The organism is Dactylosporangium vinaceum, from assembly GCF_019904175.1.
Lineage (GTDB): Bacteria > Actinomycetota > Actinomycetes > Mycobacteriales > Micromonosporaceae > Dactylosporangium > Dactylosporangium vinaceum.
Map to the genome: position 1 here is coordinate 1,391,818 of NZ_CP061913.1, position 18,216 is coordinate 1,410,033.

Sequence of the window (18,216 nt, forward strand, 5' to 3'; positions counted from 1 at the left end):
CTCCGTGGCGGAGTTGGTGCTCAATCATCAGGTCGACTGGACGCGGTTCGACAGTAAGCGCTACCACGACAAGAATTACCGGACGCTGCGTGCCGACGATGCTCTTATCATTCGTATCGTTCGTGATTTCTTTTCGCAGGCCATGGACGGTCGACCACCCGGGCGCGGCATTGACGTCGGCACTGGCACGAACCTATACCCGGCATTCGCCATGTTACCCTTCTGCGACAGTCTCGACCTGATCGAGTACTCGCCGAACAACATAAAGTGGCTGGAACGGCAGACTCGCGGCTTTGACGTTACCTGGAATCAGTTCTGGACGCTTTATAGGGATAGCTCCGCTTATGCGAAGATGGATGCCGATGCGGCCCGAGATGCATTGCGTTTGCGGGCCAGGGTGAAGCGCGGCAGTGTCTTCGACCTTTCGACCAGTGACGAAAGCATTGCCCGGTGGGACATGGGCACCATGTTTTTCGTCGCATGCTCCATCTCGGCCACCGATAGGCAGTTCCGTACCGCACTGCGCGGGTTCGTCCGCTCTCTGCGGCCGGGTGCTCCGTTCGCCGCGGGCTTCATGAAGCACTCCAAGGGCTACGCGGTGGGGCGGCACTCGTTCCCGGCGGCGCCGGTGGGGCCGGTCGAGGTGCATCAGACCATCGCGGATCTCGTCGACCGCATCGTCATCTACGACGTCTACTCGCCCGACCCGCTGCGCGAGGACGCGGCGATGATGGTCGCCACCGGAACGGTCCGCCAAGACCTCGCGTAGCGCGTTTATCCGGCACCGTCGCGGCAATCACCCGTTCGCGGCCGAAAAGGGCCGCGGGCGTTTTTTTGCCCGTGACGCGGTAGTTCAAGGGTGCCCGCCGTATTTGTGCCGGCCGGCGAATGCCGCGCGGCCGGGGACATCGGCGGAACGGTTGATGTCATGGTGGCGGTCCATGCAATTTCTGGCTGCCGAAACGGCTGCGATCCACTCGCGGCGATCCACGCTTCGTTCGGCGTTCACTATCTCTCCCTCGGCGCTTGGCTCGGCCTTGCGAGGTTCAGCTCTGCGCACCGGCGGTTCGAGCCCGCCATCGAGGCTGGAGATGGTTCATGCCCCAGGTACGGATTCAGGTCCTGTGCGGACCGGCGGCGGTCCATCCGCACCGTATGGGTCGGTCGGCGCCCGGCGGGGCGGGCGACTGGTATGCCTGGCGGCTCATCGGCGCGAACAATCATGAGCTGGGGCGCAGCGCGCGCAGCTTCGGCAGTTACCGGCAGGCGCTCGACGCGTTCGCCGAGCTGCGGGCCGGCGCCGATCGGCTGGTGCGCCGGCCGGTGCACGACAGGCCCACCGGGCGCTGGGGATGGCGGCTGGAGCTGGGGGGCGTCGCCGTCGCCGCCAGCGGGCGCTGGTATCAGCGCGATCAGGACAGTCTGCTCAGTGCGGCCAAGTTCGTCGAGCTGACGGCCGGTGCCGAGCCGGCCGAGAGCGTCGTCGCCCTGCAGAGCCGGCGATGAGCGTCGAGACGGAGCCGGTCGCCCGGCCGCAGCGGCGCCGGCTCGTCGACAACGCCGGCCCCGGTGACCGGGTGTTCCTCGGCCTGGCCCGCGGCGGCGGCAGCCTCGTGCTGGTCCTCATGGTGCTCGTCGGCACGTTCCTGGCCTATCGCGCCTGGGACGCCCTTGACCAGGCCGGGTTCTCGTTCGTCACCACCGAGCAGTGGAGCCCGGACGGCGGCGGCTTCGGCATCGCGGCGGTCATGGTCGGCACCGTGCTCATCGCGGTGGTCGCGATATCCGTTGCGGTACCGCTGGCCCTGGGCGCCGCGCTCTACATCTCCGAATACGCGCCGCGCTGGCTCAAGCGCACCCTGATCGCGATGGTCGACCTGATGGCGGCCGTGCCGAGCGTCGTGTTCGGCCTGTGGGGCTTCTTCTTCCTGCAGTGGAAGATCATCGATCTGTCCCGGTGGATCTCCGACTGGTTCGGCTGGATCCCGGTCTTCTCGGTCGCGGGAGTCCAGCGGCACGACCCGCTGGCCACCCCGACCGCCTACACCGCCTCGACGTTCATCGCCGGCGTGGTCGTGGCGCTGATGGTGGCCCCGATCGCCTGCTCGGTGATGCGGGAGGCGTTCGGCCTGGCCCCGGCGGGCGAGCGGGAGGGCGCATACGCGCTCGGGGCCACGCGCTGGGGCATGATCCGCAGCGTTGTGCTGCCCTTCGGCCGCGGCGCAGCGATCGGCGGCACGATGCTCGGCCTGGGCCGGGCGCTGGGCGAGACGATCGCCGTAGTCATGATCATTTCGCCGCGCTTCGAGATCCAGCCGCACGTGCTGGAGCACGGCACCAGCTCGGTCTCGTCGCTCATCGCGCTGCGCTACGGCGAGTCCAGCCCGTTCGGCATCTCGGCGTTGATGGCCGCCGGTGTCGCCCTGTTCGTGCTGACGCTGCTCGTCAACTTCATGGCCGCCTGGGTCGTCTCGCGGTCCCGCTCCGGCGCCCTGAGCGAGGTGTGACGGTGACCGTGCTTGACCGGACCGCCGCGGAGCCCACCGCCGCCACCGTCGTGCCCGGCCGGCCCGGCGGGTCGAACGCCCAGCCGCGCCGGCGCACCAGCGGGCTGCGCCGCACCGACGTCTACGCGGTCACCGGCGCCCTCGCCGCCGGCGCCGCCTTCACCCTCGTGCTGTGGACGCAGCTCGGCCCGTTCACCGGCGTGCTCGGGTGGGTCGTCACGACATGGTCAGTGGTCGTCGTCTTCTATGCGGTGCTTGTCTCGCTCGACGAGAACCGCGCCGCCATGCGCGACCGGATCAGCGCGTTCGTCGTGCACTCGCTGGCGGCCGTGCTGCTCGCCGCGCTCTTCTTCGTCCTCGGCTACACGCTCAGCCGCGGCTGGCGCGCGATCATCCACCTGAACTTCTACACGCAGGATGTGAGCTCGACCCTCGCGACCGACCCGCTCACCAAGGGCGGCGTGCTCCACGCGATCTACGGCACGCTCATCGAGCTCGGCATCGCGCTGGGCTTCGCGGTGCCGCTGGGCCTGCTCGCCGCGGTGTACCTGCACGAGGTGCCGGGTCGGTTCACCCGGTTCATCCGCACGGTCGTGGAGGCGATGACCGCGCTGCCCGACATCATCGCCGGGTTGTTCATCTACGCGACCCTGATCCTCATCTTCCACTGGGGACCGTCGGGGTTCGCGGCCGCGTGCGCACTGTCCGTGACGATCTTGCCGATCATCATCCGGGCCTCCGACGTGGTGTTCCGGCTGGTGCCCGGGTCGCTCAAGGAGGCCTCGCTGGCCCTCGGCGCGAGCCGGTGGCGGACCACCTGGAACGTGCTGCTGCCGACCGCCCGCTCGGGCCTGGCCACGGCCGTCATCCTGGGCGCCGCCCGGGCGATCGGCGAGACCGCGCCCGTGCTGCTGACCGCCGGGGCGACCGGCTACATGAACCTCGATCCGTTCCGCGGCGCCATGATGTCGCTGCCGCTGCTGGCCTACACGCAGGTCCAGTCGCCGGAGCCGAACGAGATCGCCCGCGGCTTCGGCACCGCGTCGGTCCTGCTCATCCTCGTCGTGCTGCTGTTCATCGTCGCCCGCGCGATCGGCGGGCGCGGACCCGGCGAACTCACCAGGCGCGGCCGGCGCCGCCGCGCGGCCGCCTCGGAGCGCGACGTACGCCGCATGACGCGCACCGATCCGACCACCGTTGCGTCAAGAGAAGAGGCCGCACCATGAACACTCGCCGGATCCGATGGCGACGCCGGACGGCGGTGCTGATCACGGCGCTCTGCGCGGCGTTCGTGAGCCTCGTCCCCGCGAACCCGGCCCGCGCGGCCGATTTCGTGCCGATCTCGGGCGGCGGCTCGACCTGGTCCTACAACGCGTTCCAGGCGTGGATCACGAACGTGAAGCAGTACCAGATGCGGGTCGACTACGAGCGGACCGGCTCGACCGTAGGCCGCAACAAGTTCCGCGAGGGCACGCTTGACTGGGCGGCGTCCGACATCCCCTACGGCGTCAAGGACGGCATCAACCCGGACCCGCCGCCGGCCCGCGGATACGTCTACATGCCGGACACCGCCGGCGGCACGACGTTCATGTACAACCTGAAGATCGGGGCCAGCCGGGTCACAAACCTGCGGTTGTCCGGCGAGAACATCGCCAAGATCTTCACCGGTGTGATCACCAGATGGAACGACCCCGCGATCAAGGCCGACAACCCGGGCCTGAGCCTGCCGGGCATCACGATCGTCCCGGTGGTCCGCTCGGACGGGTCCGGCTCCAGCGCCCAGTTCACCCAGTGGATGGTCGCGCAGCAGCCCGCACTCTGGACGGCGTACTGCGGCAAGGTCCACCGCGACCCGTGCACGCAGACCTCGGCCTACCCGGTCCTCGGCGGTTCGGCGATGATCGGCCAGGCGGGCGACCTCGGCGTCTCGGGCTACGTCGCGCAGGCCGACGCGGTGGGCTCCATCGGCTACGTCGAGTACTCCTACGCCCTCGCCGCCCGGTTCCCGGTCGCCAAGGTGCTCAACAAGGCCGGCTACTACACCGAGCCCACGGCCGGCCACGTCGCCGTCTCGCTGCTCAAGGCGAAGATCAACAATGACCGGAACGACAGGGCCACGTACCTGACCCAGGACCTGACCGACGTCTACGCGAACACCGACCCGCGCACCTACGTGCTGTCCTCGTACTCGTACATGATCCTGCCGACGACCAACGAATACGGCTTCACGAACCAGAAGGGGTACACCCTCGGGGAGTTCGGGAAGTATCTGCTGTGCCAGGGCCAGAGCCAGGTCAACGCGCTCGGGTACTCGGCCCTGCCGATCAACCTGGTCCAGGCCGGCTTCGGCCAGCTGTCGCAGGTGCCCGGCGCCCAGGTGCCGGCGACGGACATCAGCAAGTGCAACAACCCGACGTTCTCCACGGACGGCACCAACACCCTGGCCAAGAACGACCCGAATCCGCCGGCCTGCGACAGGCAGGGATCGACCCAGTGCACCACCGGCACTGGCGGCACCGGCACCGGTACCGGCGGCAACAGCAACGGCAATGCCAACAACGGCGGCACGGGGAACAACGGCACCAACGGCGGGACCACGAACACGGGCGGCACCGGGAACACCGCCGGCAACGGCACTGGCACCGGTACCGGCACCAATGCTTCGGGCGCCCCGACCGGTGCCGCCGGCTCCACCCCGACCTGCGACCCCGACACCGGCATCTGCTCGGGTGGCGACGGCGCCGGCGGCGGGGGACAGGGCGGCGGTAGCGGTACGGCAGGCCAGGTCGACGCGGCGGCGGTGGAGACGTCGCCGGCCCTCGGCAACGGCATGGAACTCGCCTTGATGGTGGTCGCCGCGGCCCTCCTGCTCGGCCTCGGCCTGATCCCGCCGCTGACCGCGCAGTACGGCGCGAACCGGCGGGCCCGGCGCAACCGGACGGAAGGCTTCTGATGCGGCCCGTCCTCGGCCCGGACGGCCGCCGGCGCGTCGCCGGCGGCCTGGCCGCGGCGCTCGCCGCCCTCGGCCTGGTCGCGCTCGGGCCGGTCGGCCCGGCCCGGGCGGACACCGTCGACCAGATCAGCGGCAACGGCACGACCGACTCCGCCGTCACCGTCCGCTGGGACAAGGGCCTCCTCGGCCGGGACAACACCACTGTCGTCAAGCCGCGCGACCCCGCCGACCCCTACGCCTTCATGCACAAGGACTTCCAGAACCTCGAGGTCACGGTCGGCCAGACCCGGAGCCTGGTGCACCAGGCGGTCAAGGTGACCTGGAAGGGCTTCAAGCCGACCCTCGGGGCGTACCAGGCGAACTACCTGCAGGTCATGGAGTGCTACGGCGACACGGACGCCGGCCCCCAGCCCGAGAACTGCCAGTACGGCAGCCTCGGCATGCGCCAGAGCGGCTCCGGCGGCTCGTACACGGGCGTGCGCAACGGCACGCTCTGCGCGAGCCACACGCCCAGTGCCACGAGCCCGGTGCCGACGGCCGACGGCAGCGTGGCCGGCCTCGGCTGCGACCCGGCCGAGGACCCGTCCGCGCCCGGGTTCTCGCACCGCGGACCGACCGACTCCACGTCCGTCTACACGGTGCCCTTCGTGCCGGTCGGGACCACGACCAAGATCTACGATCCGGCGCTGTACCCGTTCAAGGCGAGCAACACCAACGAGATCCAGCAGGCGGGCACCCGGGCCGACGGCACCGGCGACCTGTACTTCAACACGCTCACCCGCACGGAGGCGCCCGGCCTCGGCTGCGGCGCGGTGCTGACCGACGGCCGGCCGCGAGACTGCTGGCTGGTGATCGTGCCGCGCGGCGAGTACGAGCCCAACGGCTGGAAGATCGAGGGTGACGGCCCGGCCGGCGCGATCCAGGAGTCGCCGCTCGGCGCCGGGTCCTGGGCCCAGCGCCTGCAGATCCACCTCGGCTACAACCCGCTCGAGCAGGACTGCCCGATCGGGTCGGCCAAGGAGCGCCAGACCCAGGGGACCGAGCTGGTGTCCCACGCGGTCGTCTCCTGGCAGCTCGCGCTGAACGCCGCGGCGAACTGCAAGCGGATCTACGGCTACTCCACCACGCCCGAGGGCTCGAACACCACCCAGCTGGGCAGCCCGGACTCCGAGGCCGGTCTCGCCTTCACCAACGTCGTGGTGGGCAGTGAGGCGGTCCGCAACGGCTCGCCGGCGCCGGCGCTGCCGCCGATCGTGTACATGCCCGTCGCGGTCTCGGCGGCCGCCTTCGCCTTCAACGTCAACCTCAGCAAGGGGTACGTCACCACGCCGATCAAGCTCACCCCGCGGCTGCTGGCCAAGGCGCTTACCCAGTCCTACCAGAGCGACCTCACGGAGTACACGAGCACCGGCTCCCTGCCCGCGTGGGCCCGGCAGAACCCGGACTTCCTCACCCGGGACAAGGAGTTCATCAAGCTCAACCCCGACATCGGCGACCGGGCCGGCGCCAATCTCACGTCACCGCTGCTGACGGCCGAGCACTCCGGTGTCATCCGGCAGATCTGGGCCTGGATCCTGACCGACCAGTCGGCCCGCGACTGGCTGGGCGGCAAGCCGGACGAGTACGGCATGGTCATCAACGACGTCTATCAAAACCTGAAGTTGGGCAAAGAGCCGCTCGACGCGTTCCCGCGCCCCAACGTCTGCTTCGACACCAAGCAGCCGGGCGAGCCGAAAACCGGCCGCTGCACGCTCGACCTGCTGCCGTATCTGGAGAACTTCGACGAGAGCGCCAGCCACATCCGGGCCGCCAACAGCCCGCACGGGGCCGACTGGGACCCGAACGCGACGGCGCCGGGCGGCACGGCCGGCTGGTGGAAGGTCGCCAACCCGATCCAGTTCCCGGGGCAGACGCTGATGTGGGGCGTCATGGACACCGCCAGCATGGCCAACTACGGCCTCGTCGGCGCCGAGCTGTGCAAGGCCGACGGCACGGGGTGCGTGGCCCCGACCACCACGTCGGTCGGCACCGCCGTCGCCAACTGGAAGCGCGACGAGTTCGGGCTGCCCCAGGTCGACCCCGCGAACCCGGGCGCCGGCGGCTATCCGCTGAGCTCGGTCACCTACGCGGCGGTCCGCCTGAACCTCGACCTGGCGGCGCGCTCCGACTACGCCGCGTTCGTCAAGTACGCCGTGAACGAGGGCCAGCAGCCGGGCGTGAACCCCGGTCAGCTGCCGCACGGGTATCTGCCAATCCCCGCGAGCCTGCGCACGATCGCCATGGCCGGCGCCGATCTGCTGCTGCTGCCCGACCCGCTGGCCCGCCCGACGCCGACCGCGACGGGGGGAGCCGCGATCACCGGCAACGGCAACAGCAGCGGCAACGGCACGTCCGGCAATACCGGACACTCCGGCAACACGGGGGCCGGCTCGACGGCGAGCGGCGTGCCCGACACCGGCGCCCGCCCGTCGGCGTCGGCCCCGTCACCGGCGCCCTTCACCACCACGTCGGCGAGCCCGGTCGCGGCGGCGCAGACCACACCGGCCCTGGCGATCGGCGTGATCCGGTGGGCGCTGGTGATCGTGCTCGTCGCGGGCCTCGGCGGGGCGGTCGGCGGTCCGCTGCTCCGGCTCGTCCTCAGCCGCCGCCCGGAGCCGTGATCCCGCGGCCCGCGCACTGCGACCGGCCGCCGGCATGAACACCAGGCGACAGCCGGGGAAAGACCCGGCCATCAACCGTAACCGCTCCTTAAGTCCGGCGTACCCGCACGTATCGCGAGCCTCCATGCACTTCCGGTTTCGACCCCGCCCCGCATGTACCCAGGATGGTGTCGCCCGCCCCGAGTCGGGACAGGCATTGCGGCCACCATCGCAGGAAAGGACGCACATGATCAACACGAAGCGGCTCGTGCGCAGGCTGCTGGTCGGCGGTATCGCCACCGCGACCGTCGCCACGGGTCTCGTCGCCGGCGTCGCCGGGCCCGCCTCCGCCGACCCGGTCGGCGCGCTGGCGGGTGTCGGCTCGGATACCACCCAGGACGTGCTGAACGGCGCCGCCGACAGCATCGGCAACGGCATCGTCGGCTCCTGGGACGCCGTCGACCCGATCACCAAGACCCAGCACCTGGTGTTCAGCCCGAAGCGCAGCTGCACCCTGAACCGGCCGAACGGCTCGGGCCAGGGCGTCACCGCTCTGCGTCAGTCAGGTGGCGTGGCGGCGGCCATCGCCGCGCCGTTCGCCGACGAGGTCGACCAGCCCGAGGCCGGCTGCATCGACTTCGCCCGCTCCTCGGGCGACCCGGGCACCTCGCAGGCCAACGGCGGCCGCTGGGTGTACGTGCCGTTCGCGCTGGACGCGGTGACGGTCGCCTCGAAGCACTCCGGCGACGCCACCGCGACGAACTACAACGCGCTCAGCTACGACCCGGCCAACGCCACCACCGGCGCCGGCACCCTGCAGAAGCTGTACCGTGACGGCGCCCAGGTCACCATCAACGGCGTCACGTACGACCCGCAGTGCGCCGCCACCTGCTCCGGTGGGGCGACCCCGATCCACCTCTACATCCCGCAGAGCGGCTCGGGCACGCGCTCCTTCTGGCTGACCAAGATGGGCATCACCACGGTCCCGACCTGGGTCCACGACCGTGCGTTCAACGGCACCGACTTCTCCGGCGCGCTTGTCGAGGAGCACGACGGCACGGTGCTGCAGAACGACGCCCTGGGCCTCGCCCCGTTCTCGATCTCCCAGTGGGTGGGCCAGCGCAACAACCACGGCGACCGTCGCAACGGCGCGCACCTGCACAGCCTGGTGAACACCGCGACGGGCACCGTGATCAACCCGCTCACCGGCGCCTTCCCGACGGCGGAGACGGGCAACCTCAACACCTCCTTCATCATTCGCCGCGAGGTCTACAACGTGGTCGAGTGGAAGAAGGTGAACGTCGGCAACGCCGACTTCGACGCGCAGCTCTACTCGGTCTTCGGCCCCGGCCAGGGCCTGTGCAGCAAGTCGACGGTCATCCTCAACTACGGCTTCGGCCTGCTCAACAGCTCGCCGCTGGGCCACACCTGCGGCCAGATCGTCGACGGCCTCCGCGCCTTCGCGACCGACTGAGCACCTGAATCCGGACCGGTACCTGGCCGGCGGAGCGCGGGCCAGGTACCGGACCTTCGCACAGCCCTTGGGCATTGATCCAACACCCACAGTCGCCCGGGGGGCCATCCCCGGGGTCGTCCAGGGCTGTGCAGCGGGCATTGCCCTCTATGAGAAAGGTCAGTGTAGCCCCTGATGAAGACCACTTCCCTGCAGCGCCGGGCCGTCATGGCCGGTGTGGTGCTCGGGGCGATGGGAGCGACACTGCTCGCCCCCGCGATCGCCGACGCTCAGGTCCCCAGCCCGCTGCCCGCGGGCATCAACCTGGGCGGCCTCCACCTCACCCCGACCTCGGGCGACGGGTCCGTCGTGCCGAACTTCGTCGCCGACAGCGCCTGCGCCGCCGGCACCAACCTGGCGAACGTGAACACGATCGACCTGGCCGGCACCGAGCAGACCGTCTCCAACAACGTGTCGGGCGCGGTCGCGGTGGGCGGGCACTTCGGTGCCAAGTTCAACACCGACATGGCGACCGTCCAGGCGGCGGCCGGCAACGGCACCGCGGAGTCGTTCCTCTTCCTGGTCGACTGCCGCACGGGCGCCGGGCACGGCACCTACACCGACGCCGTCATCGTCGACTTCGCGGCGGACGGCACCTGGCAGGTCCACGCCGACGTCCAGCCGGCGGCGGACACGACCACGACGCTGGCCCCGGCCGGCCAGACGGTCGCGCCCGGCACCAACGTGACCCTCACGGCGACGGTCTCCCCGGCCGCCGCGACGGGCACCGTCGAGTTCAAGGAGGGCGGCACCACGCTGTTCACCACCCCGGCGGGCAGCGGCACCTTCACCTACTCGACGACGGCTCTGACGAACGGGTCGCACAGCATCACCGCGACCTTCCACTCGGCCAACACCGCCGCCTACAAGGACTCGACCTCCTCGGCGGCGACGGTCACGGTCGCCAGCGACACCTCCACGGCCACGGAGACCATCCAGGTCGCGGTGCCGCAGGAGCAGGGCGTGTTCACCATGACGGTGGACCCGGGCATCGTGGACATGGGCACCGCCCACCTCACGGGCACGGGGAGCGACAGGCATTTCCACGCCGACGGCAACCTGAAGAACGTGAACGTCTCCGACGGTCGCGACCAGACGATCCCGGGCTGGTCGGTCACGGGTCAGGTCGGCAACTTCACCAACACGGCGGACACCACCAAGTCCTTCTCCGGCAACAGCCTGGGCTGGACGCCGGCCGTCGTGCAGCAGAACGCGGCCGGCAACGTCACCGCCGGTGCCGCCGTCGCCACCAACGCCTCTCCGGGCCTGACCAGCGCCAGCACGCTCGGCGGGGCCAAGGCCGGCAAGGGTCTCGGCGACAGCAAGCTCGGCGCTGCCCTGGCCCTGGACTTCCCGAAGGGGACCACGCCGGGCACCTACGCCGCGACGATCACGATCACCGGCCTCGGCGGCACCCCGCTCGCCTAGGTCGTCCGAAGGGGAGGGGCGTCCGGACTCCGGGCGCTCCTCCTCGAGGTACCAGCCGAATGTGAATGGATGTAGTGACATGACCACACCGCGCCTCCCGCGCCGATCGAGCGCGACCAATGTCGTGTTTGGCCTCGTGATCGCCTTTGTGATCATGATGACGGGGAGCCGGGCCGTGGCCGCGCCCACGCCGACGCCGACGCCGCCGGCCCCGGCGACGAGCGATGCCGGCAACACCGTCGAGCCCGCCCCGCCCGGCTCGATCCGCTGGTCCGTGCAGCCGGCCGGCGCCAACGGCCCCGACGGCCGCAAAGAGTTCTCCTACCGCGACCTCGCGCCCGGCACCGTCGTGCACGACTACGTCGCGGTCACCAACTTCAGCCAGATGCCGGTGACGTTCACCATCTACGCCGCCGACGCGCGCAACGGCAACGGCGGCGTGCTGCAACTGCAGCCGGCCGCCGAGAAGCCGACCGACATGGGATCCTGGGTCGCACTGTTGAAGACCTCGGTCACGCTCAAGCCGAACGAGCGGGTCAACGAGCCCTTCACGCTGACGGTGCCGGCCTCGGCCACGCCCGGCGACCACACCGGCGGCATCCTGGCCTCCATCGGCGTCGAGGAGAGCGGCGCCACCGGCCCGGTCAAGGTCGACCGCCGGCTCGGCGTCCCGATGTACCTGCGGGTGACCGGTCCGCTGACCGCGGGCGTCGCCGTGCAGTCGGTGAGCGCCGGCTACCGCGGCACCTACAACCCGCTGGGCGGCGGCAGCGCCGACGTGACACTTATCGTGCGCAACACGGGCAACGTCCGGCTCAACCTCAGCCCCGAGATCTCCGTCAACGGCCTGTACTGGGTGAAGGTCGCCGGCACCGACCCCCAGGCGCTGCCCAGCCTCCTGCCGGGCTCGACCGTGCAGTTCACCGTCCACCTCGACGGCGTCTATCCGCTCGGGCCGATGACCGTGAAGGTCCGCGTCACGCCGAGCCAGATCACCTCGCTCGGCCTGCCGGCGGCCCCGAACACGCCGGCGGCCGTCGAAGGCGAGGCGTTCATGTGGGCCACGCCCTGGATGGTGATCCTCCTGCTGATCCTCGGCACCGGCGCGTTCTTCCTCGTGCGGTGGCTGCGCCGGTCGCGCCGCGGGCGCCAGCAGCGGGTGGTCGCCGACGCGGTGGCGAAGGCGCGCAAGGAGACGGTGGAGGAGCTGAAGCAGAAGGCGCTGGCCGCGAAGGCCGCGGCCGGGAGCTCGACGTGAGCGCGCCGGCGATCGCGCCGCCGCCGGAGGCGCCGCCGATCGACATCACGCCGGGGCCGGTGCCGTACGAGCCGCCACGGCGGCCGCGGCGCCAGGCCACGCCGGCCGTCCAGGTGATCACGACCGCGATCACCCTGCTCTCGCTGACCCTGCTGGGCTTCGGCGGCTACGCCGGCTTCCTCTCGCGGCTGCACCACGACCGCGAGCAGCTCACCGCCTACGCCGACTTCCGCAAGGACCTCGCGCTGGGCCTCGCGCCGACCGGGCAGACGCAGCCCGAGCATCCGGAGAGGCTGCTGGAACTGGGCACACCGGTCGCGGTCATCGACATCCCGAAGCTGCACCGCAAGGAGGTGGTCTTCGAGGGGACCACCGGTGCGGTCCTGCAGAAGGGCCCCGGGCACCGGCGCGACACGCCGCTGCCCGGGCAGGCCGGGGTCAGCGTGATCATGGGCCGGGCCACGACCTACGGCGGGCCGTTCGGCGGCCTGCAGACGCTGCTGCCGGGCGACGAGTTCACGGTGGTCACCGGCCAGGGCGAGCACCGCTTCACGGTGCTGGGCGTGCGCCACGGCGGCATGCCGGTCCCGCCGGCGCCCGCGGCGGGCAAGGGCCGGCTGGTGCTGACGACGGCCTATGGCGGGATGTTCGCGCCGACCGACGCGCTGCGGGTCGACGCCGACCTGACCTCCGAGCCGAAGCAGTCGCCGAGCCGGCGGCTGGCGACGTCGCAGCTGTACCCGGCCGAGCAGGTCATGGCGATCGACACCGGGGTGTGGTTCCCGCTGGTCTTCGTCGGCGAGGGGCTGCTGCTCGCGGTCGCGCTGGTCTCCGCCGCCCGCGCCTTCTGGGGCGTCTGGCAGGCCTGGATCGTGGCGGTCCCCGTGGTCGGCTACCTGGGCATCGCGACCGCCGACTACGTCTCCCGGCTCCTGCCGAACCTGATCTGAGAGGAGGTGGCCCGGTGACCGGACCGGCCATCGACGAACCCTGGACGCACACCCGCGAGGCCATCGCCGTCTACGACGACTACCTCGGCGGCCACCGCCGGCTGCCATCCCTGGCCGGGCTCGACGCCCGCGAGATCAGCGCCTGGTTCGGCGAGCGCCAGGTGCTGGACCGGGTGTCGCTGGACATGAAGGCCGGCCGGGTCACCGCGCTGATCGGCCCGTCCGGCTGCGGCAAGTCGACGTTCCTGCGCATCCTCAACCGGATGCACGAGCTGATCCCCGGCGCGACACTCGCCGGCGAGGTGCTGCTCGACGGGGTCGACATCTACGACGCCGCCCACCGCCTGACCGACGCCCGCCGGCAGGTCGGCATGGTGTTCCAGAAACCCAACCCGTTCCCGGCGATGTCCATCTACGACAACGTGGTCGCCGGGCTGAAACTCACCGGCCGGCGGGCCGGCCGTGCCGAGAAGGACGCCCTCGTCGAGGAGTGCCTGACCAAGGCCGGACTGTGGCGCGAGGTGGCCGACCGGCTGCGCCAGCCGGGCGGGGCGCTTTCCGGCGGCCAGCAGCAGCGGCTGTGCATCGCGCGGTCGCTCGCGGTACGCCCCCGGGTGCTGCTCATGGACGAGCCGTGCTCGGCCCTCGACCCGACCTCGACCCGGGTCATCGAGGAGACCATCAAGGAGCTGGTGGCCGAGGTGACGATCGTGATCGTCACGCACAACATGCAGCAGGCTCAGCGGGTCAGCGACCACTGCGCGTTCTTCCTGGCCGAGCAGGGCCAGCCCGGGTACATCGTCGAGCACGGACCGACCGACGCGATGTTCCACACTCCGCAGGACCCGCGGACGTCCGACTACGTCAACGGCCGGTTCGGCTGATGGCGGCCCGGACCCGCTGGGCCGCGCTCGCGCTCGCGACGGCCCTGGCTGCCGGGTCGGCCCCCGCCCCGGCCGGGGCCGCGGTGCCGGACCCCCTGCCGAAGGCGATCCATCTGGGCGGCCTGCACCTGACCCCCGGCTCCGGCACCGGCGCCGACGTGCCGTCGTTCACGGCCGAGCACCCCTGCCGCGCCGGCACTCACCTGGCCAACGTCAACGCCATCGACCTGAACGACGTCGAGCAGACCCTGTCCCGGAACGTGGAGGGCGACGCCCTCGCCGGCGGCGGCTTCGGCGCCGCGTTCCTGGTCGACATGGCAACGGTGCTGGCCGCGCTCGGCACGCCCGGCCGGGCCGAGTCGTTTCTGTTCCTGGTCGACTGCCGGACCGGGGCCGGGCACGGCAGCTACACCGACGCCGTGATCGTGGACTTCGATGCCGGCGGCGCCTGGCGGGTTCGCGCAGCGCCGGAGTCGCCAGGGTCGTCCGAGTCGAACCCGATCGCCATCGCCGGCATCGCGGCCGCGCTGATCTGCCTCGGGGCCGCTCTGTGGCTCCTTCGGCACCGCCGTCGCCCCGCCGTTCGGTCACGCGCCGTGCGAAATCAGAAAGGTATGCGTATCCCCTCATGAAGACGACGTTCTCGAAGCGGCTGGGCCTCGCCCTCGCGGCGGCCGGTGTGATCGGGGTAGGCGTGCTCATTCCCACGATCGGCCGGACCGCCGTGCCCGACCCGCTCCCGGCCGGTGCCACCCTCGGTGGCCTCCATCTGCACCCGGTCTCCGGCGACAGCGACACCGTCCCGAGCTTCACCGCGGACAACGCCTGCGGGCCCGGCACGACCCTGGCCAACGTCAATACCATCGACACTGCGGGCACCGAGCAGACGGTCTCGAACAACGTTGCCGGTGCGGTCGCGGTGAGCGGGCACTTCGGCGCCACGTTCAACGCCGACATGTTCACGGTCCAGGCCGCGGCCGGCAACCCCGGCACCGCCGAGTCGTTCCTGTTCGTGGTCGACTGCCGCACCGGCGCCGGCCACGGCTCATACACGGATGCGCTGATCGTCGACTATGCGGCGGACGGCACGTGGCTCGTCCGCGGCGCCACCCAGGCCTCGCCGAGCCCGTCGAGGTCGGCCTCTGCGTCGCCCTCGGCCTCGCCCTCGGCGTCCGCGTCGCCCTCGGCCTCGCCCTCGGCGTCCGCGTCGCCCTCGGCCTCGCCCTCGGCGTCCGCGTCGCCCTCGGCCTCGCCCTCGGCGTCCGCGTCGCCCTCGGCCTCGCCCTCGGCGTCCGCGTCGCCCTCGGCCTCGCCCTCGGCGTCCGCGTCGCCCTCGGCCTCGCCCTCGGCGTCCGCGTCGCCCTCGGCCTCGCCCTCGGCGTCCGCGTCGCCCTCGGCCTCGCCCTCGGCGTCCGCGTCGCCCTCGGCCTCGCCCTCGGCGTCCGCGTCGCCCTCGCCGTCGGTGTCGGAGAGCGCCTCGGCGTCCGCGTCGCCCACGCCCTCGGTGTCCATCTCCACGACCCCGGTGGCCGGCACCGGCAACCTCCCGGTGACCGGCACCGACGTGGCCTCGCTCGTTTGGGTCGCGGCCGGGTTGATCGCGCTCGGGGCGACGATGCGGTACGGCGTGCGCCGCCGTCCGTAGATCCGTCGCGCCGGGCGCAGCGGGCATTGGCGATCAAAGCAGGCTGAATGGATTGCGGGACGTTTCTTGATGTTCATCTCGTGCATGTCCGTTGTGTGGGCAGAAACGCGTGAGGCGTCATCGCCGATATCGAGGGTCAGCACGGTGGCTTACGCGCCGGTAGGGCTGCGGCCCGATCGGCGCGCCGGCCGAAACATTCGGGGAGGAATGTCCAAATGCTGCCGCCGCGGTTCATTTTTCTGGCGATCGTCGCACCCGACGATGACGACTCCGGTGCCGGCCCGCAACAGCGGGCCGCATGGGTACTCTGCTCGCCCAACAACCGCATCCTGGGCCGGGGCGAGCACGCCTTCGCCACCGAGGCCGAGTGCCGGGAGGCCGTGCTCGCCGTGGTGGCCGGGGTCGACCGGCTCACCGCCGTCTCGACGGCCCTCGGCACCAGCGGCCACTGGGTCTGGCGGGTCGAACTGGACGGCGTGCCCGTGGCCGTCTCGCACCGCTCCTACCTGCGGGCCCGCGAATGTCAGTACAACGTCGGGCGGTTCCTGGCCGCACTGCCGGCCGCCCTGCTCACCGAGGGCCGCCGCTTCCTGCGCGAGGCCCCCCGCGCGGTCGAGCGCCTGACCCGCGGTCAGACGTCCTTCCGGGCGGCCTCCACCGCGTGATTCCTCGAATGTCGCGATTCGGCACCCGGTCGTGCTCGATGCCATCTCGAGTATTTGCCATATGGGGAACTTCGTCAATGCGACAGAACCGGTCCGGCGCATCCGCGGCAAGTTCACCGGTTGGCCCGCCGAAGTGCCGGTCGGCGACACTCGGCCGGGCCAGGATAATTCGATGTTCGCCGGCAGAACGGACAATTCATTGAAGTCACTCCGCACACACGGGCGGCCGCTGTGTCTGGCCGCGGTGTCCGCGACGTTGATCACCCTGCTCCTGACCGGCGCGCCGGTGCGGGCCGAGGGCGGCGACGACGGCGGTATGCCGATCCAGGTGGTCGTGAGCGCCAACCCGGAGGCGACCACGAACCCGCCGAACGGTGGTGGGGGCGGGGGCGGTAACGGTGGCCTCGCGGTGACGGGCCTCGACGTCGTGCTCATCGCGGGCGTCGGCGTGGGCCTGGTCGCCGCGGGCGCCGCGGTCCTGATCGCCACCCGCCGCCGCAACGCCCGCGCCGCCGCCCGGACCTGAGCCGGCCCCGGCGCCCGGCTCCCGCCGTACCATCGGGCCATGGACGACGTGGAGCTGGTCGCCGCGCAGCTGCGGCGGTGCACCGACGACCTCTCGCTCTACGGGGGGATGCTCCTGGCGACGCTGGCGGAGGCGCTGCCGGCGCACCTGGTCGCGGTCCGGCGGGAGGGGCGGCTCCGGGCGCGTCTCGGCGGCCGGGAGCCGGCGCTGCTGGGGCTGACGGTGAGCATGGGCGGGCGGCGGTTCGAGCTGGACCGTGACGCCGTCGGTGGGCGGCCGGTGACCGTCGTCCGGCACGAGTCCCGCGGGGTGGTGCTGTCCTCGGAGACGGTGAGCGCCGACGAGTGGTGCCGGGCGCTCACCGCCGAGCTGGTGGCCGCCGCGGGCGCCGACTCGGCGGCCGCGCGGGCACTGCAGAGGTTCACGTCAACGGCATGACCATCGTCGGGTGCTCGGGCTGCGCATCGGGGTGGAGGCGGGCGACGGCGGTACCCATGGCGAAGAACTCGATCGCGTGCTGACCCCACTCCCAGGCCGACTCCTCGACCGTGACGCCCACGATGCCGTCGGCCTGGAGCAGCTGGCCCTCGTACTGCATCCGGTCCATCGCGATCTCCCGCGCGTCGTAGGCGGCCTGTGAGAAGTTCGTGAGCTCGACGTTCTGCCCGGCGTTGGCCAGCATCTGGCGGAACGTCAGGTGCGCGATGTGGTAGACGCACGTGCCGAGCACCAGCCCGCGCGGCAGCCACCCGTGCCGGTGCAGCGTCCAGAAGTCCTGCCCGCTGAGGTGCGACGTGAACGGCCGCCCGTGCGGCGTGCGGTAGCCCTGTCCGTCGGTGCCGCGCACCGCCGTTCCGACCGCGACGAACTCCAGCACGTCGGAGGCGAACTGGTAGTTCAGCGACCGGATCCGCACGCCGATGACCCCGTCGGCCCCGAGCGCGTCCGCCTCCGACTCCATGCGCGCCATCGCCAGCTCGCGGCAGTTGTACATGGCCTGCGACAACACCTGCAGCTCCTGGCTGACGCTCCACCGCGACTGCTGCAGCCCGACGTGGTAGATGCAGGTCCCCATGACGAGCCCGAGCGGCTCGAACCCGGCCTGCGTGGTCAGCACGAACTCGTTGACCGATAAGTCCGACGTGAAGAATGGCTTGCCCTGCTGTGTGCGGCCGAGCCGCGCCCGGGCGCTCTCGGGCAGTGGCTGGGGCTGCTGGGACACCGGTTCCGTCATGAACCCCGACAATA

Annotated in this window: 18 protein-coding genes; 16 read left to right on the top strand and 2 right to left on the bottom strand. The window is 71.3% G+C overall.

Translation table 11 applies throughout. The annotated features are described in order from the left end of the window. The first annotated feature begins 4 nt into the window (after positions 1-4). From Dvina_RS06040 to Dvina_RS06095, 12 genes are all read left to right on the top strand, one after another. Entirely contained in the window at positions 5-769 is a 765-nt protein-coding gene (locus Dvina_RS06040) for an SCO2525 family SAM-dependent methyltransferase (protein WP_223101354.1), read from the top strand. A 386-nt stretch (positions 770-1,155) separates the two neighbouring features. After that, positions 1,156-1,506 carry a hypothetical protein gene (locus Dvina_RS06045; RefSeq protein ID WP_223101355.1) on the top strand — a complete coding sequence of 117 codons (351 nt, stop codon included), beginning with the start codon at positions 1,156-1,158 and terminating at the stop codon, positions 1,504-1,506. Continuing rightward, positions 1,503-2,507: a phosphate ABC transporter permease subunit PstC gene (gene pstC / locus Dvina_RS06050; protein WP_223101356.1), complete on the top strand. Its 1,005-nt coding sequence runs from the start codon at positions 1,503-1,505 to the stop codon at positions 2,505-2,507. Before Dvina_RS06045 ends, pstC begins: the two co-directional genes overlap by 4 nt. Positions 2,508-2,509: 2 nt before the next feature. Then, entirely contained in the window at positions 2,510-3,733 is a 1,224-nt protein-coding gene (gene pstA, locus Dvina_RS06055; protein WP_246656061.1) for a phosphate ABC transporter permease PstA, read from the top strand. Further along, positions 3,730-5,460 (top strand): phosphate ABC transporter substrate-binding protein PstS, encoded by a 1,731-nt coding sequence (locus Dvina_RS06060; protein WP_223101357.1) that lies wholly within the window; start codon positions 3,730-3,732, stop codon positions 5,458-5,460. Before pstA ends, Dvina_RS06060 begins: the two co-directional genes overlap by 4 nt. Next, positions 5,460-8,120, top strand: coding sequence for a hypothetical protein (locus tag Dvina_RS06065; RefSeq protein WP_223101358.1), 2,661 nt, complete (start codon positions 5,460-5,462; stop codon positions 8,118-8,120). Before Dvina_RS06060 ends, Dvina_RS06065 begins: the two co-directional genes overlap by 1 nt. Positions 8,121-8,346: 226 nt before the next feature. Continuing rightward, on the top strand, positions 8,347-9,573 hold the full coding sequence (locus Dvina_RS06070) for a substrate-binding domain-containing protein (RefSeq protein WP_223101359.1): 1,227 nt from the start codon (positions 8,347-8,349) through the stop codon (positions 9,571-9,573). 174 nt (positions 9,574-9,747) lie between these two features. Beyond that, entirely contained in the window at positions 9,748-11,040 is a 1,293-nt protein-coding gene (locus tag Dvina_RS06075) for an Ig-like domain-containing protein (protein WP_223101360.1), read from the top strand. A gap of 136 nt (positions 11,041-11,176) precedes the next feature. Beyond that, positions 11,177-12,298 (top strand): WxL protein peptidoglycan domain-containing protein, encoded by a 1,122-nt coding sequence (locus tag Dvina_RS06080; RefSeq protein ID WP_223101361.1) that lies wholly within the window; start codon positions 11,177-11,179, stop codon positions 12,296-12,298. Continuing rightward, the gene (locus Dvina_RS06085) at positions 12,295-13,248 is read left to right on the top strand and encodes a sortase (protein WP_223101362.1); all 954 of its coding nucleotides are present in this window, start codon (positions 12,295-12,297) and stop codon (positions 13,246-13,248) included. Before Dvina_RS06080 ends, Dvina_RS06085 begins: the two co-directional genes overlap by 4 nt. Positions 13,249-13,262: 14 nt before the next feature. Then, positions 13,263-14,132, top strand: a complete 870-nt coding sequence (locus Dvina_RS06090; protein ID WP_425516529.1) for a phosphate ABC transporter ATP-binding protein — start codon at positions 13,263-13,265, stop codon at positions 14,130-14,132. After that, the gene (locus tag Dvina_RS06095; RefSeq protein WP_223101363.1) at positions 14,132-14,764 is read left to right on the top strand and encodes a hypothetical protein; all 633 of its coding nucleotides are present in this window, start codon (positions 14,132-14,134) and stop codon (positions 14,762-14,764) included. Before Dvina_RS06090 ends, Dvina_RS06095 begins: the two co-directional genes overlap by 1 nt. A gap of 439 nt (positions 14,765-15,203) precedes the next feature. On the opposite strand, the gene Dvina_RS06100 is transcribed toward Dvina_RS06095, so the two are convergent. Then, positions 15,204-15,644, bottom strand: coding sequence for an MSCRAMM family adhesin SdrC (locus Dvina_RS06100; protein ID WP_223101364.1), 441 nt, complete (start codon positions 15,642-15,644; stop codon positions 15,204-15,206). Between Dvina_RS06100 and Dvina_RS06105 the strand changes: the two genes are divergently transcribed. The 4 genes from Dvina_RS06105 to Dvina_RS06120 all read left to right on the top strand — a co-directional run bounded on the left by Dvina_RS06105 (position 15,637) and on the right by Dvina_RS06120 (position 17,406). Continuing rightward, positions 15,637-15,777, top strand: coding sequence for an LPXTG cell wall anchor domain-containing protein (locus Dvina_RS06105; RefSeq protein ID WP_223101365.1), 141 nt, complete (start codon positions 15,637-15,639; stop codon positions 15,775-15,777). The two genes, Dvina_RS06100 and Dvina_RS06105, sit on opposite strands and share 8 nt — an antisense overlap. A gap of 215 nt (positions 15,778-15,992) precedes the next feature. Then, positions 15,993-16,442, top strand: coding sequence for a hypothetical protein (locus Dvina_RS06110; RefSeq protein ID WP_223101366.1), 450 nt, complete (start codon positions 15,993-15,995; stop codon positions 16,440-16,442). Between the two features lie 61 nt (positions 16,443-16,503). Then, complete coding sequence (locus tag Dvina_RS06115; RefSeq protein ID WP_223101367.1) at positions 16,504-16,968, top strand: hypothetical protein; 465 nt, start codon at positions 16,504-16,506, stop codon at positions 16,966-16,968. Between the two features lie 39 nt (positions 16,969-17,007). After that, positions 17,008-17,406, top strand: coding sequence for a hypothetical protein (locus Dvina_RS06120; RefSeq protein ID WP_223101368.1), 399 nt, complete (start codon positions 17,008-17,010; stop codon positions 17,404-17,406). Here Dvina_RS06120 and Dvina_RS06125 read toward each other — a convergent pair. Further along, positions 17,390-18,202: a heavy metal-binding domain-containing protein gene (locus tag Dvina_RS06125; protein ID WP_223101369.1), complete on the bottom strand. Its 813-nt coding sequence runs from the start codon at positions 18,200-18,202 to the stop codon at positions 17,390-17,392. The genes Dvina_RS06120 and Dvina_RS06125 overlap by 17 nt on opposite strands. Between the last annotated feature and the right edge of the window lie 14 nt (positions 18,203-18,216).

What these genes read in the sequence shown, in the direction of transcription:
- Dvina_RS06045 (WP_223101355.1), top strand. Translation starts at nt 1,156, where the DNA reads ATGGGTCGGTCGGCGCCCGGCGGGGCGGGCGACTGGTATGCCTGGCGG.
- pstC (WP_223101356.1), top strand. Translation starts at nt 1,503, where the DNA reads ATGAGCGTCGAGACGGAGCCGGTCGCCCGGCCGCAGCGGCGCCGGCTC.
- Dvina_RS06060 (WP_223101357.1), top strand. Translation starts at nt 3,730, where the DNA reads ATGAACACTCGCCGGATCCGATGGCGACGCCGGACGGCGGTGCTGATC.
- Dvina_RS06065 (WP_223101358.1), top strand. Translation starts at nt 5,460, where the DNA reads ATGCGGCCCGTCCTCGGCCCGGACGGCCGCCGGCGCGTCGCCGGCGGC.
- Dvina_RS06070 (WP_223101359.1), top strand. Translation starts at nt 8,347, where the DNA reads ATGATCAACACGAAGCGGCTCGTGCGCAGGCTGCTGGTCGGCGGTATC.
- Dvina_RS06075 (WP_223101360.1), top strand. Translation starts at nt 9,748, where the DNA reads ATGAAGACCACTTCCCTGCAGCGCCGGGCCGTCATGGCCGGTGTGGTG.
- Dvina_RS06095 (WP_223101363.1), top strand. Translation starts at nt 14,132, where the DNA reads ATGGCGGCCCGGACCCGCTGGGCCGCGCTCGCGCTCGCGACGGCCCTG.
- Dvina_RS06100 (WP_223101364.1), bottom strand. Translation starts at nt 15,644, where the DNA reads ATGGACACCGAGGGCGTGGGCGACGCGGACGCCGAGGCGCTCTCCGAC.
- Dvina_RS06110 (WP_223101366.1), top strand. Translation starts at nt 15,993, where the DNA reads ATGCTGCCGCCGCGGTTCATTTTTCTGGCGATCGTCGCACCCGACGAT.
- Dvina_RS06115 (WP_223101367.1), top strand. Translation starts at nt 16,504, where the DNA reads ATGGGGAACTTCGTCAATGCGACAGAACCGGTCCGGCGCATCCGCGGC.
- Dvina_RS06120 (WP_223101368.1), top strand. Translation starts at nt 17,008, where the DNA reads ATGGACGACGTGGAGCTGGTCGCCGCGCAGCTGCGGCGGTGCACCGAC.
- Dvina_RS06125 (WP_223101369.1), bottom strand. Translation starts at nt 18,202, where the DNA reads ATGACGGAACCGGTGTCCCAGCAGCCCCAGCCACTGCCCGAGAGCGCC.